We start from the raw sequence: 15,851 nt of genomic DNA, 5'->3' as shown, positions 1-15,851 counted from the left end.
GAACCTTTTTCTGCAGTTACTTCAACTGGAGTTTTAGTGCCTGCTTTACCTGTAAGGTCTGTGTTCACAACTGGTTTAGCCGGTGCTTCTGTATCTGCTGCTGGTGTCGCTACTTTAGGATCACTTGCTACTGATGTGTTACCTGCCGCATCTGTTGCTTTGGCTGTTACAGGACCTGCTGGAATATCAACTTTTGGAGTAATCGTTGCTTTTCCATTTGCTCCTGCAGTTGCTTCACCAATCTTGTTGTTGTTTTTATCGTAAAGGGCTACGGTTGAACCTTTTTCTGCAGTTACTTCAACTGGAGTTTTAGTGCCTGCTTTACCTGTAAGGTCTGTGTTCACAACTGGTTTTGCTGGGGCTGTTGTATCTTTTGTTGGAGTAACAAGATATGCAGCAGAAATCTTATCTGTTGATTTATCAGGGTATGTGATTGTAAGGTTACCCTTTTCATCTACACTGTATTGTGAACCTGCTGGAAGACTTGGGTTCGCAGTTTTAACTGAGTTGATGATCTTGTTCTTTTCATCTTCACTAACGTTGTTTGGATTTGCAATATCTACTTTTGTACCTGCAACTGGGTCATACTTTTTAGTGGTTTCAAGAACTGTGACAGTAATTGTTCGTTCAATTGCTGCTCTCTGATTGCTTGTTGGATTTGGACTTCCTTCAGCTCTAAAGGTAATCGTAGTATCTCCAAGACGTTGGTTCCATGAAACAGTACCTTCTGTTTCGGCATGGCTGTTTCTTATTGCACTACTTCCATTAGTAGCTAATCCACCCGTTGGTGATACCCCTTTTATATTAAAAGCTGTGGCTTTAGTAATCCCAAACCAACGCAAGGCTGTCCCAGCAGCATCACCTGTTAAATGAAGTTTATCTCCACGATAAAGTGTAACCTTAGTCGCATTGGTCATCATTTGTAACTTATAAGGACCCGTAGTTACCTGCTTGTTCTCAATTGGAGTTGGTGTTTTTGTAACCGTAATCGGTGCACTCTTAGCTGACTCTGTTCCACCTGCTGGTGTTGTAGTCGCTGTAATCTCACCTTCTGGAAGGCTGTTTGTAGGGTGAACAGTTGCTACACCTTGGTCGTTAGCTACAGCTTCACCGATTACAACGCCATCTTTGTTGTAAAGTTTAACAGTTGAACCTGCTGGTGCTTTAACTGTTACATCAGCTGGAGTACTTGCTTTACCTGCCAAGTTATTGACAATTTCTGGACCACTAGTTGCAGTTGCAGCATCTACTGCTGGAGCGGTTGGTTTTGATGGTTCTGGTTGTGGTGCAACTGGTGCTGGAGTTTCTTCTTTTGGAGTCTCTGCTTTTGGAGCTTCTTCAACGTTACGTGTTTGCCATCCTTGAAGACTTGAGTAGCTACCTTCTTGCATGTTAGAGATAACTCGAGCTGTTGTTCCAGCTTTCATATCTTTGTTCAAGGTCAAGTTGATCGTTGAGTAGAACTTACCATCTTCACTTGAAGCAACACTAGCAATAGCACTGCTTGAAGAGTTTACTTGCCACTTACCTGGAACAGCCGTACGCTTGAGTCCAACTTCTTGCGCCTTGCCATCTGTATCTGTGAATTGGAAGTATGCTGCTCCCGCATCATGTGGCACTTTCAAGGTAACGTTTCTATCATTTTCAACAAGATTATTCTGTTGTTTTGATTTAGATGATGGTACGATCTCTGAGTGACCTAGAGAGATGTTTACAGGTGTAGCAGCACTTTCTACTCCACCAACTGTTTGGGTAACGCTAATATTATCCCCAGTAACCAACTGTGGACCACCAGAGACGCTACTATTCAAACCAAAATCAAGTGGGAATGACCATTGGCCGTTTTGTGCAACTTGGGTTTGCTTAGCAGTTTTACCATTGCTCTTGAGATTGATGATAGCACCTGGCTTACCTGTACCTGAGATGGTTGTGTCTGTAGAAGCTACAGTAGGTACTGTAATTGTGTCATTTGTTTGAGTGTAAGTGTTGTTGACTCCTGGTTGTGGTGCAAGTCTTGATGAGATATTAATCCCAACTTCTGGGAAATCTGAAGTACGATTTTTAACAGCTGATGAACCATTCATCCCACCATTTTCTAGTGAGTTTTTTACAATAGCTGTTGCAAAACGAGCAAACAGATTGTGATGGGTCCCTTTAGTCACTACACTATAGGTAAGCGAATCAGGAACTCCTCCACCAATGTATTTATAATGAGACGCCAAAGCTTTGTGATTGCTCATAGCAGGGAGCTTTCCAAAATCTTTCTCAACGTAATAATCCTCATTCAGACGTCCAGCATTAGGACCACGGTCTACGACAGTAATACTTTGAATTGTATCATCTGATGCGACCACCAAGCCAGCAGCTTGGTGATTCTTATGCTGCGGTACAACACTAATTGTCCAAGTTGTTCTGTCTCCATCCACACTGTAGCGAACTGACTGAAACTGCTTGACACCCGCACCAGCAAATTCACCTTCAGCGACTGATCCGTCAACTGAACGGTTTGCTGCACGTGAACTTAGATCACGTTTTCCTCTTGGACGAGCCACTTCAGTTTCCGCTGCTGTTTCAGCTTTAGCCTCTGTCGCTTCAGCTTTTTCTTCTGTTGCTACTGCTGTTGCTTTTTCTTCTTTGGTAGCAAGTTGAGCTACTGCCTCTTTGAGACTAGCGACTGCTGCATCCACTTGGTCTTGGCTAGCTTCTGCATTTGCCAAAACATTTTGTGCTTGTTCAAGTGCTGTGTTCAAGCGAGAAAGAGAGTCTTCTGTCTTGCCTGCTTTGTCCAAGCCTTTTACTTCTTCGACCAACTGGGTCAAAGCTTCCTTGTTAGCTGTTTTAGCAGTAGTGTTTTCCGCTACCACTGCTTTTTCAACTGTTGCTGGCTGAGTCTCTGCTACAGCAGCGGGAGCTTCATAAGTCCCCGTTTCTCCACCATATCCAGGCTTAGCCTCATTAGCTTTTGAACCACTCTCAACTGTAGATTCCGATGCTGTGTCTGCATGGACCGTTTGAGTAGCTAAGCTAGCTCCGACCGCAAAAACAAGCGAACAACCAAAAAGGAAATGTTTTCCTTTTTTAATCATACGCCAGTTCTTCTGCTCTGCATTTTTACGATTAAAATACATTCTTGTCTCCTATTTATTTTTTATTAGAGTCGCATGTGTTTTACATACATTACCATTATAAAATATAGAGGCAAAATAGTCAATTACTTTGTTTGTTTAGAAAAAAAAAAAATCCTCGGTACAAATCATTTCCAAATTTACTCTTTTTTTAGTAAAATTATTATAAAATTTGATAATTTATAAACGATTTTTAAAAGTTTTTTTCGAAAACATGCTATAATAGAGAAAAGCCCTGATAATTTTTTTATCTTTTTTTGTTTATAATACTTTATATTTCCAAGGAGTATTTCCCATGAGAGAACTATTATCTCACAAAGAACAGAGACAATTAAAAATTATAGAATACTTGTTTGAGAACCAAGAATGGATTCATATCGACATTTTAGCCGATATTCTAGATTTGAATGGACGCATCATCAAAAGTGATATCAAAGAAATGCGGGAGCAACTTTCTTGCTTTGATATTTTGTCATCAACCGCTGGTATCAGACTGACTAACGAACATAACTTTGGTATTGAGCGAATTTATAGGCATGTTTTGCAAGAATCTGTTAATTTTCAGGTGCTCAAAGCTTTCTTCCTATTAGAAGAACCATTTACTTTCGAGCACCTAGTTGAAACACTTGACATTTCTCTTCCCTCACTTCGTAAGAAGGTTGCTGAGATCAATAATATTTTGCAATCAAAGTATAAATTCAAGCTCAAGGTGACCCCTATTTCAATTATTGGAGACGAAAGAGACATTCGCTTCTTTTTTGCCCAATATTTCCATGAAGCCTATGGTTTCTTCAAATGGCCATTTCCTTTCTCTTCTGAAGATGTGGATGAATTTGTGACTTTTTTTGTCAAGGTCACAGGCTATCCTATCACCTACCAAAATATGTTTCAGCTGAAGACACAAATTGCAGTCAATCTCCATCGAGCAAAGATTTTACCGAGACCTAAAGGGGAAATCGAGTTTGACTCTCTTCGCCCTATTTTTAGTCAACTTTCAAACTTCCAGCAGGAATTGCAATCTCTTGGTGATCGTCTTGGAATCACACTCGATTTTACAACCATTGACCAAATTTTCAGCTCCTATACTCAAGAGGGGATTTTCTTCACGGTCGAGGATTTCCTAGAGGCGCGGAAAGACAATGAGAAAGTCGATCACTCCTATCACTCAGCTCGAGATGTCCTCGACAATCTTACCCGACAGTTTGATGTCCACTTTTCAAATACCGATCAATTGATTTGGCACTTGCATAACACTGCATTTCTAGAGCGTCAAGAAATCAACTCAGAATCTATCATTTCTCATAACAAATCTTATGCACTGAATAAGATTAAAAAGTTCTTCCCAGATTTTTACGAAGCAGCTAGTTTTGAAATGATGCGCTATAAGTCTAGCTTGGGACAAAAGGAGCAACTTCACGCTGTACTCCATTTAGTCTATACTCTTTTAACCCACGCAACTGATCTAATGGAACAACTCCTAAAGCACCAAACCAAGGTTCGTGTTCTTGTTTTGAGTGAGTTTGACTTTGCCCATCCTCAGGCTTTGATTTCACTCTATCAATTTTACACCTCTAGAAACATCCACTTTGAAACATGGGATAAAGCGACACTCAATGTCAATGAAATCATGGAAGCGGGTTACGATGCCATCATTACCAACTTTGATATTGAAGGATTGGTTCATCCGAAACTCATGAACATCGGTCGCATGGCTAATCTACAAGTCGTCAATGAACTCAATACTCTTTCCATTAGTAAACTTTAAAAAAGCCTCTGTTTTATAACCAAGTAAGCAGACTAAAACATATACAAACGCATAATGTCAGTTATCTTAAAAACTTGATATTATGCGTTTTTATACTCTTCGAAAATCTCTTCAAACCGCGTCAACGTCCATCTGCAACCTCAAAGCAGTGCTTTGAGCTGACTTTGTCAGTTTTATCCACAACCTCAAAACAGTGTTTTGAGCAACCTGCGGCTAGTTTACTCTTTGATTTTCATTGAGTATTACTTTCAACAATGGATTCGCACTTATTGATAAATTTCGGCTCATTTACAACATAGTGGATTGAAATAAGGGATGAACAAATAGATTAGGAAAGTCAAATTTATTTCTAGAAATATTTTTAGCAGTCGTAATCTACTATTCTAGATTCAATCCACTATACATTGTGAATTCTAAAAAATTACTAGAAATTGACTTAAGTTCTCTAGTAAATTTGTTGAGATTTTATTTCTTTGAACAATGAGTCTGGGACAAAAGTCCTAGCCTCTCAATTGTCTTTGGATTGTCGGGCAAGACGCAGTGGTTGAGTGGGCTCTACTACGCTGATTTCATCAGCTTTTACAGCCCTACTCAACTGTGCGGAGGTGGGACGACGAAATCGAATTCTAACGAATTACCGATTTCTGTCCCACTCTCTAAAAACTTTTTCCTTGATTTGCTAAAATACAGTCAGATCCATTGATTAGTAGGCACATTTCAAAGTTTATGCTTAGACTATGATATTTCTTTAGTAGGCTATCAACAAAAAACCGTATTGATTTTACGTGAGTATGATTTTTCACAGAGTCACATTTCTTTTCTACAAAATCAAAGAAAACGATTGCATAAACTGTTACTACGTGCTATACTAAGATAGAAATAAATGATAGGAGAGTGTCTATGAAAAACACGTCATCTCAACCAGATAAAAAAATGATTTACAGCATCCGTTCTCTGAAAAACGGAACTGGCTCTGTCCTTATTGGAGCAAGCTTTATCCTCCTTGCCCTAACAGCACCTTCTGTATCTGCATCTGAAACTAGTCCTGGCACACAAGAAAATGTAAGCGCTATTAATGCGAACCCAGCTACTACAGAAACCAGCCAAGCTGAGGAAAAAACGCCTATTTTGGCCCCAAAAGATGCAAACGCTTCCCTAGAGTCTAAAACATCTGAACCAGTAGCAGTTTCTGAAACAACTACAACTGAAGCTACTCCAAGCCTTCCAAACAATAAAGACGATAAAACAGAAGTATCAAGTCTAGCCGCTGAGAAAGCTTCGCCAGCAGACACTGTATCTGAAACCCCAATCGCAGACAACTACTTCCGTATCCATGTCAAAAAACTTCCTCAAGAAAACCAAGATTCGCAAGGTCTTTGGACTTGGGATGATGTTGAAAAACCATCTGAGAACTGGCCAAATGGCGCCCAGTCTTTCAAGGATGCCAAGAAAGACGACTACGGCTACTACCTAGATGTCAAACTAAAAAATGAGCAAGCCAAGAAAATCAGCTTCCTCATTAACAACACCAAAGGGGACAACCTTACTGGAGATCGTTCAGTAGAGCGCCTCTCTCCAAAGATGAATGAAGCTTGGCTAGATGAGGACTACAAAGTCCACAACTACCAACCTCAGCCAGCGGGAACGATCCGCGTCAACTATTTCCGCACCGATGGCAACTATGACAAGAAATCCCTCTGGTACTGGGGAGATGTGAAGACTCCAAGCAATGGTGAATGGCCTGACGGTACAGACTTTACTGCAAGTGGAAAACACGGACGCTACATCGATATTCCGCTCAATGAAGCCGCAAGAGAATTTGGATTTTTACTATTAGATGAGAGCAAGAAAGGCGATGATGTGAAAATCAGAAAAGAAGATTATAAATTTACTGACCTGAAAAACCATAGTCAAATCTTCCTTAAGGATGATGACGAAACCATCTACACCAACCCTTACTATGTACACGATATCCGTATGACTGGTGCCCAACATGTAGCTAAATCTCGTATTGAAAGCAGTTTTTCTACCCTAGTTGGGGCTAAAAAAGAAGACATCCTTAAACATTCCAACATCACTGACCACCAAGGAAATAAAGTGACAATCACAGATGTTACAGTTGATGAAGCAGGTAAGAAAGTAACCTACATCGGTGATTTTTCTGACACTCAAAACCCTTACACCGTTGCCTATGATTCAGACCGTTTTACAACTCGTTCAAGCTGGCGTCTCAAAGACGAGACTTACAGTTACGACGGTCCACTCGGTGCAAATCTTAAAGAAGATGGCAAACTTGTTGATCTGACTCTTTGGTCTCCAAGTGCCGATAAGGTTTCAGTTGTCGTCTACGATAAGAAAGATCCTGAAAAAGTAGTCGGAACCGTCGCCCTTGAAAAAGGAGAAAAAGGAACCTGGAAACAAACTCTGAATGAAAACTCTGGTCTTGGCATCAGCAACTATACTGGCTACTACTACCAATATCAAATCGAGCGCCAAGGCAAGACTGTTCTCGCACTAGATCCTTATGCTAAATCTCTGGCAGCTTGGAACAGCGATCTAGCAAAAACAGATGCTGCCCATAAAGTTGCTAAAGCTGCTTTTGTAGACCCAGCAAAACTAGGGCCGCAAGACTTGACCTATGGTAAGATTCGCAATTTCAAATCTCGCGAAGATGCTGTTATCTACGAGGCTCACGTTCGTGACTTCACTTCAGATCCTGCCATCGCAAAAGATTTGACTAAGCCATTTGGTACTTTTGAAGCCTTTATCGAAAAACTAGACTACCTAAAAGACTTGGGCGTGACCCACATCCAGCTCCTTCCAGTCTTGTCATACTATTATGTCAATGAATTGAAGAACCAAGAACGCTTGTCCGCCTATGCTTCAAGCAATAGCAACTACAACTGGGGTTATGACCCTCAAAACTACTTCTCATTGACTGGTATGTACTCAAGCAATCCTAAGGATCCAGAAAAACGTATCGCAGAATTTAAGAACCTTGTCAACGAAATCCATAAACGTGGCATGGGTGCTATCTTAGACGTAGTTTACAACCATACTGCCAATGTCGATATCTTTGAAGATCTTGAGCCAAACTACTACCACTTCATGGATGCAGACGGGACACCTCGTACTAGCTTTGGTGGTGGTCGTCTAGGAACAACCCACTACATGTCTAAACGCGTCATGGTAGACTCTATCAAGTATCTAGTTGAAACCTATAAAGTAGATGGTTTCCGTTTCGATATGATGGGAGATCATGATGCAGCTTCTGTCGAAGAAGCTTACAATGCTGCACGTGCCCTCAATCCAAATCTCATCATGCTTGGTGAAGGTTGGAGAACCTATTCTGGTGATGAAAATATGCCTACTAGACCTGCTGATCAGGATTGGATGAAACATACTGATACTGTTGCTGTATTTTCAGATGACATCCGTAACAACCTCAAGTCAGGTTATCCAAACGAAGGTCAACCTGCCTTTATCACAGGTGGTAAACGTGATATCAATACTATCTTTAAAAACCTCATTGCTCAACCAACCAACTTTGAAGCAGACAGTCCTGGAGATGTTATCCAGTATATCGCAGCCCATGATAACTTGACCCTCTTTGATATCATTGCCCAGTCTATCAAAAAAGACCCAAGCAAGGCTGAGAACTATGCTGAAATTCATCGTCGTTTACGACTTGGAAACCTCATGGTCTTGACAGCTCAAGGAACACCATTTATCCACTCTGGTCAAGAGTATGGACGTACCAAACAATTCCGTGACCCTGCTTACAAGACACCAGTTTCAGAGGATAAGGTACCAAATAAATCTCACTTACTTCGTGACAAGGATGGTAATCCATTTGACTATCCTTACTTCATCCATGACTCTTACGACTCAAGTGATGCTGTCAACAAGTTTGATTGGACCAAGGCAACTGATGGTAAAGCTTTCCCTGAAAATGTCAAGAGCCGTGACTACATGAAAGGTTTGATTGCTCTGCGTCAATCAACAGATGCCTTCCGACTCAAGAGTCTTGAAGATATCAAGGAACGTGTCCGCCTCATTACTGTCCCAGGACAAAATGGTGTGGAAAAAGAGGACGTAGTGATTGGCTACCAAATCACTGCTCCAAATGGGGATATCTACGCAGTCTTTGTCAATGCGGACGAAAAAGCTCGCGAATTTAACTTGGGAACTGCCTTTGCCCACCTCAGAAATGCTGAAGTTTTAGCAGATGAAAACCAAGCAGGACCAGTCGGAATTGCCAACCCGAAAGGACTGGAATGGACTGAAAAAGGCTTGAAATTAAATGCCCTTACAGCTACTGTTCTTCGAGTCGCACAAGGCGGTGCCATCGTTGCCCCAGCTGTGGAAGAAAAACCAGAATTTGATCTTTCTAGCTTGAATGTCGAACAAGAACAAGGGCAAGGGCAAGCCCAAAACCTAGCAGCAAATCCTGAAACCCAAGAAACTGCTGCAGAGGCTCTTTCTCAGAAAGTCCTTCCAAACACAGGAACTGAGAGCAAATCTCTTCTTACTCTTGCAGGAATCAGCCTCCTATCCCTCCTTGGACTTGGTAGCTTCCTCAAGTCAAGAAAGGAACAATAAAAGCAAGGACTCTATAAATCCAGCAACTTGATAGAAAAACATGTAAAAAGAGGCTGGGAGAAAAGTCTTTAAAATCAGAAAAACGCATATTATTCAGATGTTTAAAAAAACTTGATAATATGCGTTTTATTGTGGAAAGATTTATACTCAATATTCTACTAAAATTATGTTTGTGTCTCTCCTCTTCAGATTTAAAAAAAGGTTCATTTTGATCAATTTGCTTCAATCTCTTTCTTTTACTAGAGAAAATAAAAAACTCTTAAAAATAGCATTATGTCAACATTTCTAAGAATTTTTACTATATAGTATCCAACCTCTATAAGGACAATTTTTTTATTACTGATAGGGTATGTCTAGGTTCTGCCTCTTTCTAGAAGCTCTTATTTCTCCATCCTTGCTTCTGCATCTGCCACCACTTGAGCAAGACTGGTTTGGCTCAGCTCCTGCTCCATGGCTAGCTGAATCTTTTGTAATTTCTCATCTAAAACCCCGTGGATATTTGCGCCAACTGGACAGGCTGGATTGGGATTATCATGAAAACTAAAGAGTTGTCCAGTTTTTCCAAGGCATTCGACCGCTTGATAAATATCCAAAAGACTGATATCCTCAAGATTTTTGATAATCTCTGCTCCACCAGTTCCACGCGCAACTGAGATCAACTCCGCCTTTTTCAGTTGAGATAAGGTCTTACGGATAATGACAGGATTGACTCCAACACTACTAGCTAGAAAATCACTAGTCACCTTGCTTTCCTTCCCTTTTAGGGCAATGATGATCAACATATGGGTCGCAATGGTAAATCGGCTTGAAATTTGCATCCTCTTCTCCTTTTTTCGTCAGATTAGTTCCTTCTTTTCTTAAGTTTATTATATCTCTTCTAGTTGTAATGTCAAGAGTTACCACTAAGCCAGTCATCCAATTCAACATCATGTCCTTGACTCTGAGCGATTTCGTGCAACAAGTCCTGATTGTGGGTATGGTGAATCCCATTAACCAAACTTTCATAATAAACTTGGTAGTAGGGTAATTGTAAGTCTTTGGCTAGCTGTAATTCTGCCTCAATATCATAATCGACACGACGAAAATCAGCATCTTTTAAACCTTTTTCGTCAAATTCTAAGATCATGTATTGGGCCCGCAAGTCTTTGCGTAAATTCCCAGATAAAAAGAAGGGTTGCCCAATCGAACCTGGATTCAGGATAAGCTGGCCACCACTACCATAACGAAGAAACTGCTGATGGATATGACCATAAATGGCAATATCGCAATCTGGATTGGTGACAAGACGATCAAAATCCTCTTGCTTACCAAGATGAATCAGCTCTCTTCCCCAGTTTTTATCAGGCAAGTGATGACTAATCCCTAGCTTCAGATCTCCAAACTGGCGATGCACTTGCAAAGGATAGTCCTGCAGTGCCTCAATCTCTTGGCTACTAATTTCTTCCATAATATACTGACACTGGCGCAAGAGATAGCGATGGCTCGGTCTGCTTTCATCTAACTTGCGATGACAGGCTCGCCAAAGACTATCTTCCCAATTTCCCAGAACTCTAAGAGTAATGGGTAAAGTGTCCAATCTCTGGAGAATATTTTTTCGTCCTGTTCCAGGCATGAGGATATCTCCTAAGAGCCAATACTCATCAACCCCCGCCTTCTGGGCATCTGCCAGAACAGCCTCTAAGGCTGTTGTATTGCCATGTATATCTGATAATACTGCGATTTTTGTCATATCTTTTCCTCTTAGCTTTTCTATTTTTATTATAACAAACTCCAAGTCAAAGTCAAAAAGCACCTATCTTTTCTATCGTTTTTTACTTTACTTTTTTAGTGAAAAGGACTACAATGAAGGTAATAAGAATGAGGAGGTTTTTGCTATGACACAACGTTATGAAAATATCATGGTAGCAGTTGACGGTTCTAAGGAAGCTGACTTGGCTTTCATCAAAGGGGTTCATTCAGCACTGCGTAACCAGGCAAAACTAACTATTGCTCATGTCATTGACACACGTGCTCTTCAAAGCATCTCAACATTTGATGCCGAAGTTTACGAAGAATTGCAAGTCGAGGCCAACGATTTGATGGCTGAATATGAAAAGCGTGCAAAAGATGCTGGGCTCACAGACATTAAAGTTGTTATTGAGATGGGAAATCCTAAAACTCTCTTAGCTAAAACAATTCCAGACAAAGAAAAGGTTGATTTGATTTTAGTTGGAGCAACAGGACTCAATGCCTTTGAGCGTCTGCTAGTTGGTTCTTCATCAGAATATATCCTACGCCATACCAGCGTTGATCTTCTCGTCGTCAGAGATAAGGATAAAACTTTGTAATAAAAAAGAAATGAGGTTGGGATTTTTCTCCTAACCTCATTTCTTTTTTATATAATAGATTGAATTAAGATGTGAACAAAGAGATTGGGAAAGCCAACTTAATTTCTAGAAGTTTTTTTAGAATTCGTAGTGTACTATTCTAGATTCAACCAATTATAAATTGTTGATGTCGTAGTTGGAGCTAGGAAATAAAAACATCATTCAAGTCTTCCTTTCCTACCGCCTACTTCTTATCAGCTCTTTCCTTGTGGCGTTCATAGGCCTTTATCTGACGCTCAATTTCCTTTTTAATGGCTGGTTCTGGAGCGTATTTTTCTTCCCAGTCATCTGGTTTTAGGATTTTGTGGGTCACTGGGTCAAAATGAGCTTTTCCATCAGGGAACATTTTACCCATATTTGCTTGATGGACAATGTCAAAAATCCGCTCTGGATCCACCCCCATCAAAACAAAGCTACCATAGGTGAAGTATAGGGTGTCTATCAAGGCATCTACTTGTCCTACCAAATCTTGCTTAGCAGGTGTCTTCTTGACTACTTTCTCTGCTGCTTGATCAAGAGCTTGGTGTAACTGTCCGATTGCCTGTTCGAAGTCTTCCTCAGAAGAGCTAGCAGCTCTAACAAATTCCACCAATTCTTCTATCTTAAATCCTGCTCTATGGGCTGCATCTTCTAAGTCCCAAGCTTGTGGCTCTTCCTGAGTTCGTTCATCCATCATGTGGTGGAAGGTCTTGACCTTATTAAAATGGTAATCACGGCTGACAAAGACTTTTTCTGAAGCCAAAACACCAAAATGTTCCAAGGCCTTATGAATCCCATCTTGCTGGTTGCTGGTTGTAATATGCTTAGCGACTTCCTTGACACTGCTACTACCATTGCCCATAGCGACTGACATCCCAACACCCGCCAGCATCTCTAGGTCATTGTCAGAGTCACCAAATGCCATGACTTGATTGAGATCAAAACCATACTCTTTTCCGACTCGGCGAATTCCTTCTAGCTTGGAATTTCCTTGATTTATGACATCGGCTGCAAAAGGATTGCTACGAGTCAATTTCAAGTCTTGAAAATCAGCTGCTGCTTTCTCAGATTCTTCTGGCGTCATTAGCATCAAAACTTGATAAATGGGCTGATTCATCAACTGGAGCAGATCTTCTTCCTTTTGAGGAACGACCTTACTCACCATTCGATTAAAGGAATGACTAACTGTACGAGTCAACATAGAGGGGACAAAACGACTCACTCTTTGTGAAAAAGAACCTAGGCCAAAAGACATGATTTTTGAACCCAGCATGGCATCCTTGGTCCCCAAAGCAATTTCCTTGCCCTCTTTTTTAGCATAGGCTATCAACTGCCGTAAATGAGATTTGGAAAGAGGACTTGTAAACAAGACTCTGTCTTTATTAAAGATATATTGGCCGTTATAGGTTACGGCAAAATCCAGATCTAAATCATCCATTAAATCCTTAACAAAAAAAGGTCCTCGCCCTGTCGCTACTCCAACAAGCACTCCCTGGTCCTTCACAATCTTAATCGCGTCCTTAGTGGATTTCAAAACACTCTTGCGATCGTTGACCAGTGTTCCATCGATATCAAAAAAAACAGCTTTGACTTCCATCCTACCTCAATCTCCCCTTTTGTGATACAATGATTATACCACATTTCAGAAAGAGTGAGTAAATCATGCCTAAGAAAATCCTTGTTTTACATACGGGTGGTACTATTTCCATGCAAGCCGATGACTCTGGCGCTGTTGTGACTAGTCAAGACAACCCTATGAATCATGTATCCAATCCACTTGAGGGAGTTGAAGTCCATGCTCTCGACTTTTTTAATCTGCCAAGTCCCCATATTAAACCCAAGCATATGCTGGCTCTTTATCAAAAAATTAAAGAAGAGGCTGATCATTATGACGGTTTCGTGATTACACATGGGACAGATACCTTGGAAGAAACTGCCTATTTCCTTGACACTATGGAAGTTCCTCACAAACCGATCGTACTAACAGGGGCCATGCGTAGTTCCAACGAACTTGGAAGCGATGGTGTCTACAATTATCTCAGTGCCCTACGCGTCGCGAGTGACGATAAGGCTGCTGATAAGGGTGTCTTGGTCGTGATGAATGACGAGATTCACGCTGCTAAGTATGTGACCAAGACGCACACGACAAATGTTAGCACCTTTCAAACGCCAACCCACGGCCCTCTTGGGCTCATCATGAAACACGAGATTCTCTACTTTAAAACAGCTGAACCCCGTGTTCGTTTTGACCTAGATAAGATTCAAGGCTTGGTCCCTATTATCCCTGTCTATGCCGGTATGACAGAAGAACTCCTCGATTTACTTCCCGTTGATCAACTGGATGGACTTATTATTCAGGCTTTTGGTGCTGGAAATGTTCCCAAGGAAACAGCACAAAAATTGAACGCCCTTATCCAAGAAGGACTCCCAATCGCCTTGGTCTCTCGTTGTTTTAACGGGATTGCCGAACCTGTCTATGCCTACGAGGGAGGTGGCGTTTGCCTGCAAAATGCTGGTGTTTTCTTTGTCAAAGAGTTAAACGCTCAAAAGGCCCGTCTCAAACTCCTCATTGCTATCAATGCTGGCCTTAGAGGAGAGGAATTACGAGCCTATATGGAAGGATAATACTCTTCGAAAATCTCTTCAAACCTCGTCAACGTCGCCTTGCCGTAGGTATGGTTACTGACTTCGTCAGTTTCATCTACAACCTCAAAGCAGTGCTTTGAGCAACCTGCGGCTAGTTTCTTAGTTTGCTCTTTGATTTTCATTGAGTATAAAAAAGTCGGTGAGATAGAAATTACTAGATCAAGTCTTGTTTTCTAGTTCACTCCGAGAGCTTCCAACCACCAACTTAATGCTTGAACTATTGACCAAAAAGTTTCTGCTACTAAAAAGCGAGGTCGGGATTTTTATCCCGACCTCTTCTTGTTAATCTTTACGAGTTGAATGACGTTCTACCAAACCATGTGGCAAAAGAACTTCACGCTCTTCTAACTCTTCCTTATGCATAATCTTTGTCAACATACGCATACTAATAGCACCGAGGTCATACAAAGGTTGCGCAATGGTGGTTAGGTTTGGACGAGTGTAACGCGCGATTTGCGAATCATCACTGGTGATAATTTCAAAGTCTTCTGGTACAGAAACTCCCTTGTCAGCAAGTCCGTTCAACACACCTGCTGCCAGTTCATCTCCTGTTACAATCGCTGCTGTTGCTTTAGAAGAAATCAAACGTTCTGCCAAGGCATAGCCATCGTCATAACGGTATTTTGATTCGAAAACAAGACCTTCACTGTAGTTGATTCCCGCTTCTTTTAAGGCATCTTTGTAGCCAGCTAAGCGAATCTTGCCATTAATATCATCCACTAATGGTCCACTAACGAAGGCAATTTTTTTGTTTCGCTTCAAAAGATGACGGACTGCATCAACTGTAGCATGTTTATAGTCAATATTGACACTTGGAAGTTGGTGTTCTACGTCTACTGTTCCTGCAAGAACGACAGGTGTGCGTGAGCGTGAAAACTCTGAGCGAATCTTCTCAGTTAAATGATAACCCATGAAGATAACGCCATCCACCTGTTTAGAAAAGAGAGTATTGACCACAGATACTTCCTTTTCATCATCCTCATCACTATTGGCAAGGACGATGTTGTATTTGTACATCTCCGCGATATCGTCAATCCCTTTAGCAAGGGCAGAGAAATAAGTATTTGTGATATCTGGAATGACGACTCCAACTGTTGTCGTTTTCTTGCTTGCTAGACCACGTGCTACTGCATTAGGACGATAATCTAGACGTTCAATAACCTCTAAGACTTTCTTTCGAGTATTTTCTTTAACATTTTTATTGCCATTGACAACACGGCTGACAGTCGCCATTGACACTCCCGCTTCTCGGGCAACGTCATAAATTGTTACTGTATCATCTGTGTTCATTCCGTTTCCTTTCTACTTTGAAAATTTTGTTTTCATGATTCCACTGTTCTCATTTTACCACTAATTGTAAGCATTTTC

At 41.0% G+C, this 15,851-nt stretch carries 9 protein-coding genes; 4 read left to right on the top strand and 5 right to left on the bottom strand.

The window, feature by feature from the left end; all coding sequences use genetic code 11:
- Nucleotides 1-3,128 (bottom strand): Ig-like domain-containing protein (locus M1R56_RS05290; RefSeq protein ID WP_248034856.1); only part of this gene is annotated, 3,128 nt, incomplete at its 3' end.
- A 292-nt stretch (nt 3,129-3,420) separates the two neighbouring features.
- On the opposite strand from M1R56_RS05290, the gene M1R56_RS05285 reads away from it, so the two are divergent.
- Together M1R56_RS05285 and M1R56_RS05280 are read left to right on the top strand one after the other, a co-directional pair.
- Nucleotides 3,421-4,890, top strand: coding sequence for a M protein trans-acting positive regulator PRD domain-containing protein (locus M1R56_RS05285; RefSeq protein ID WP_248034854.1), 1,470 nt, complete (start codon nt 3,421-3,423; stop codon nt 4,888-4,890).
- A 900-nt stretch (nt 4,891-5,790) separates the two neighbouring features.
- Nucleotides 5,791-9,492, top strand: a complete 3,702-nt coding sequence (locus tag M1R56_RS05280) for a pullulanase (protein ID WP_248034853.1) — start codon at nt 5,791-5,793, stop codon at nt 9,490-9,492.
- A gap of 380 nt (nt 9,493-9,872) precedes the next feature.
- On the opposite strand, the gene M1R56_RS05275 is transcribed toward M1R56_RS05280, so the two are convergent.
- Together M1R56_RS05275 and M1R56_RS05270 are read right to left on the bottom strand one after the other, a co-directional pair.
- Nucleotides 9,873-10,310 (bottom strand): Rrf2 family transcriptional regulator, encoded by a 438-nt coding sequence (locus tag M1R56_RS05275; protein ID WP_248034852.1) that lies wholly within the window; start codon nt 10,308-10,310, stop codon nt 9,873-9,875.
- Between the two features lie 71 nt (nt 10,311-10,381).
- Nucleotides 10,382-11,221: a metallophosphoesterase family protein gene (locus M1R56_RS05270; protein ID WP_248034851.1), complete on the bottom strand. Its 840-nt coding sequence runs from the start codon at nt 11,219-11,221 to the stop codon at nt 10,382-10,384.
- A 145-nt stretch (nt 11,222-11,366) separates the two neighbouring features.
- Here M1R56_RS05270 and M1R56_RS05265 point away from each other — a divergent pair, with 145 nt between their 5' ends.
- A complete protein-coding gene (locus M1R56_RS05265; protein ID WP_000194258.1) occupies nt 11,367-11,819 on the top strand; it encodes a universal stress protein in 453 nt (150 codons plus the stop codon).
- 223 nt (nt 11,820-12,042) lie between these two features.
- Here M1R56_RS05265 and M1R56_RS05260 read toward each other — a convergent pair whose 3' ends face one another.
- Nucleotides 12,043-13,434: a Cof-type HAD-IIB family hydrolase gene (locus M1R56_RS05260; protein ID WP_248034850.1), complete on the bottom strand. Its 1,392-nt coding sequence runs from the start codon at nt 13,432-13,434 to the stop codon at nt 12,043-12,045.
- Between the two features lie 65 nt (nt 13,435-13,499).
- Here M1R56_RS05260 and M1R56_RS05255 point away from each other — a divergent pair, with 65 nt between their 5' ends.
- Nucleotides 13,500-14,462, top strand: coding sequence for an asparaginase (locus M1R56_RS05255; RefSeq protein ID WP_248034849.1), 963 nt, complete (start codon nt 13,500-13,502; stop codon nt 14,460-14,462).
- A gap of 303 nt (nt 14,463-14,765) precedes the next feature.
- Here the strand turns inward: M1R56_RS05255 and ccpA are convergent, their stop codons facing one another.
- Complete coding sequence (gene ccpA / locus M1R56_RS05250) at nt 14,766-15,773, bottom strand: catabolite control protein A (RefSeq protein WP_248034848.1); 1,008 nt, start codon at nt 15,771-15,773, stop codon at nt 14,766-14,768.
- Nucleotides 15,774-15,851: the final 78 nt, after the last annotated feature.

Origin of the sequence: Streptococcus sp. oral taxon 431 (assembly GCF_023115445.1) — a bacterium.
Classification (GTDB): Bacteria; Bacillota; Bacilli; order Lactobacillales; family Streptococcaceae; genus Streptococcus.
Note: the sequence above shows the minus strand (reverse complement) of the source record. Positions and strands in the feature narration are given on the sequence as shown.

What these genes read in the sequence shown, in the direction of transcription:
- M1R56_RS05275 (WP_248034852.1), bottom strand. Translation starts at nt 10,310, where the DNA reads ATGCAAATTTCAAGCCGATTTACCATTGCGACCCATATGTTGATCATC.
- M1R56_RS05280 (WP_248034853.1), top strand. Translation starts at nt 5,791, where the DNA reads ATGAAAAACACGTCATCTCAACCAGATAAAAAAATGATTTACAGCATC.
- M1R56_RS05255 (WP_248034849.1), top strand. Translation starts at nt 13,500, where the DNA reads ATGCCTAAGAAAATCCTTGTTTTACATACGGGTGGTACTATTTCCATG.
- M1R56_RS05260 (WP_248034850.1), bottom strand. Translation starts at nt 13,434, where the DNA reads ATGGAAGTCAAAGCTGTTTTTTTTGATATCGATGGAACACTGGTCAAC.
- M1R56_RS05270 (WP_248034851.1), bottom strand. Translation starts at nt 11,221, where the DNA reads ATGACAAAAATCGCAGTATTATCAGATATACATGGCAATACAACAGCC.
- ccpA (WP_248034848.1), bottom strand. Translation starts at nt 15,773, where the DNA reads ATGAACACAGATGATACAGTAACAATTTATGACGTTGCCCGAGAAGCG.
- M1R56_RS05285 (WP_248034854.1), top strand. Translation starts at nt 3,421, where the DNA reads ATGAGAGAACTATTATCTCACAAAGAACAGAGACAATTAAAAATTATA.
- M1R56_RS05265 (WP_000194258.1), top strand. Translation starts at nt 11,367, where the DNA reads ATGACACAACGTTATGAAAATATCATGGTAGCAGTTGACGGTTCTAAG.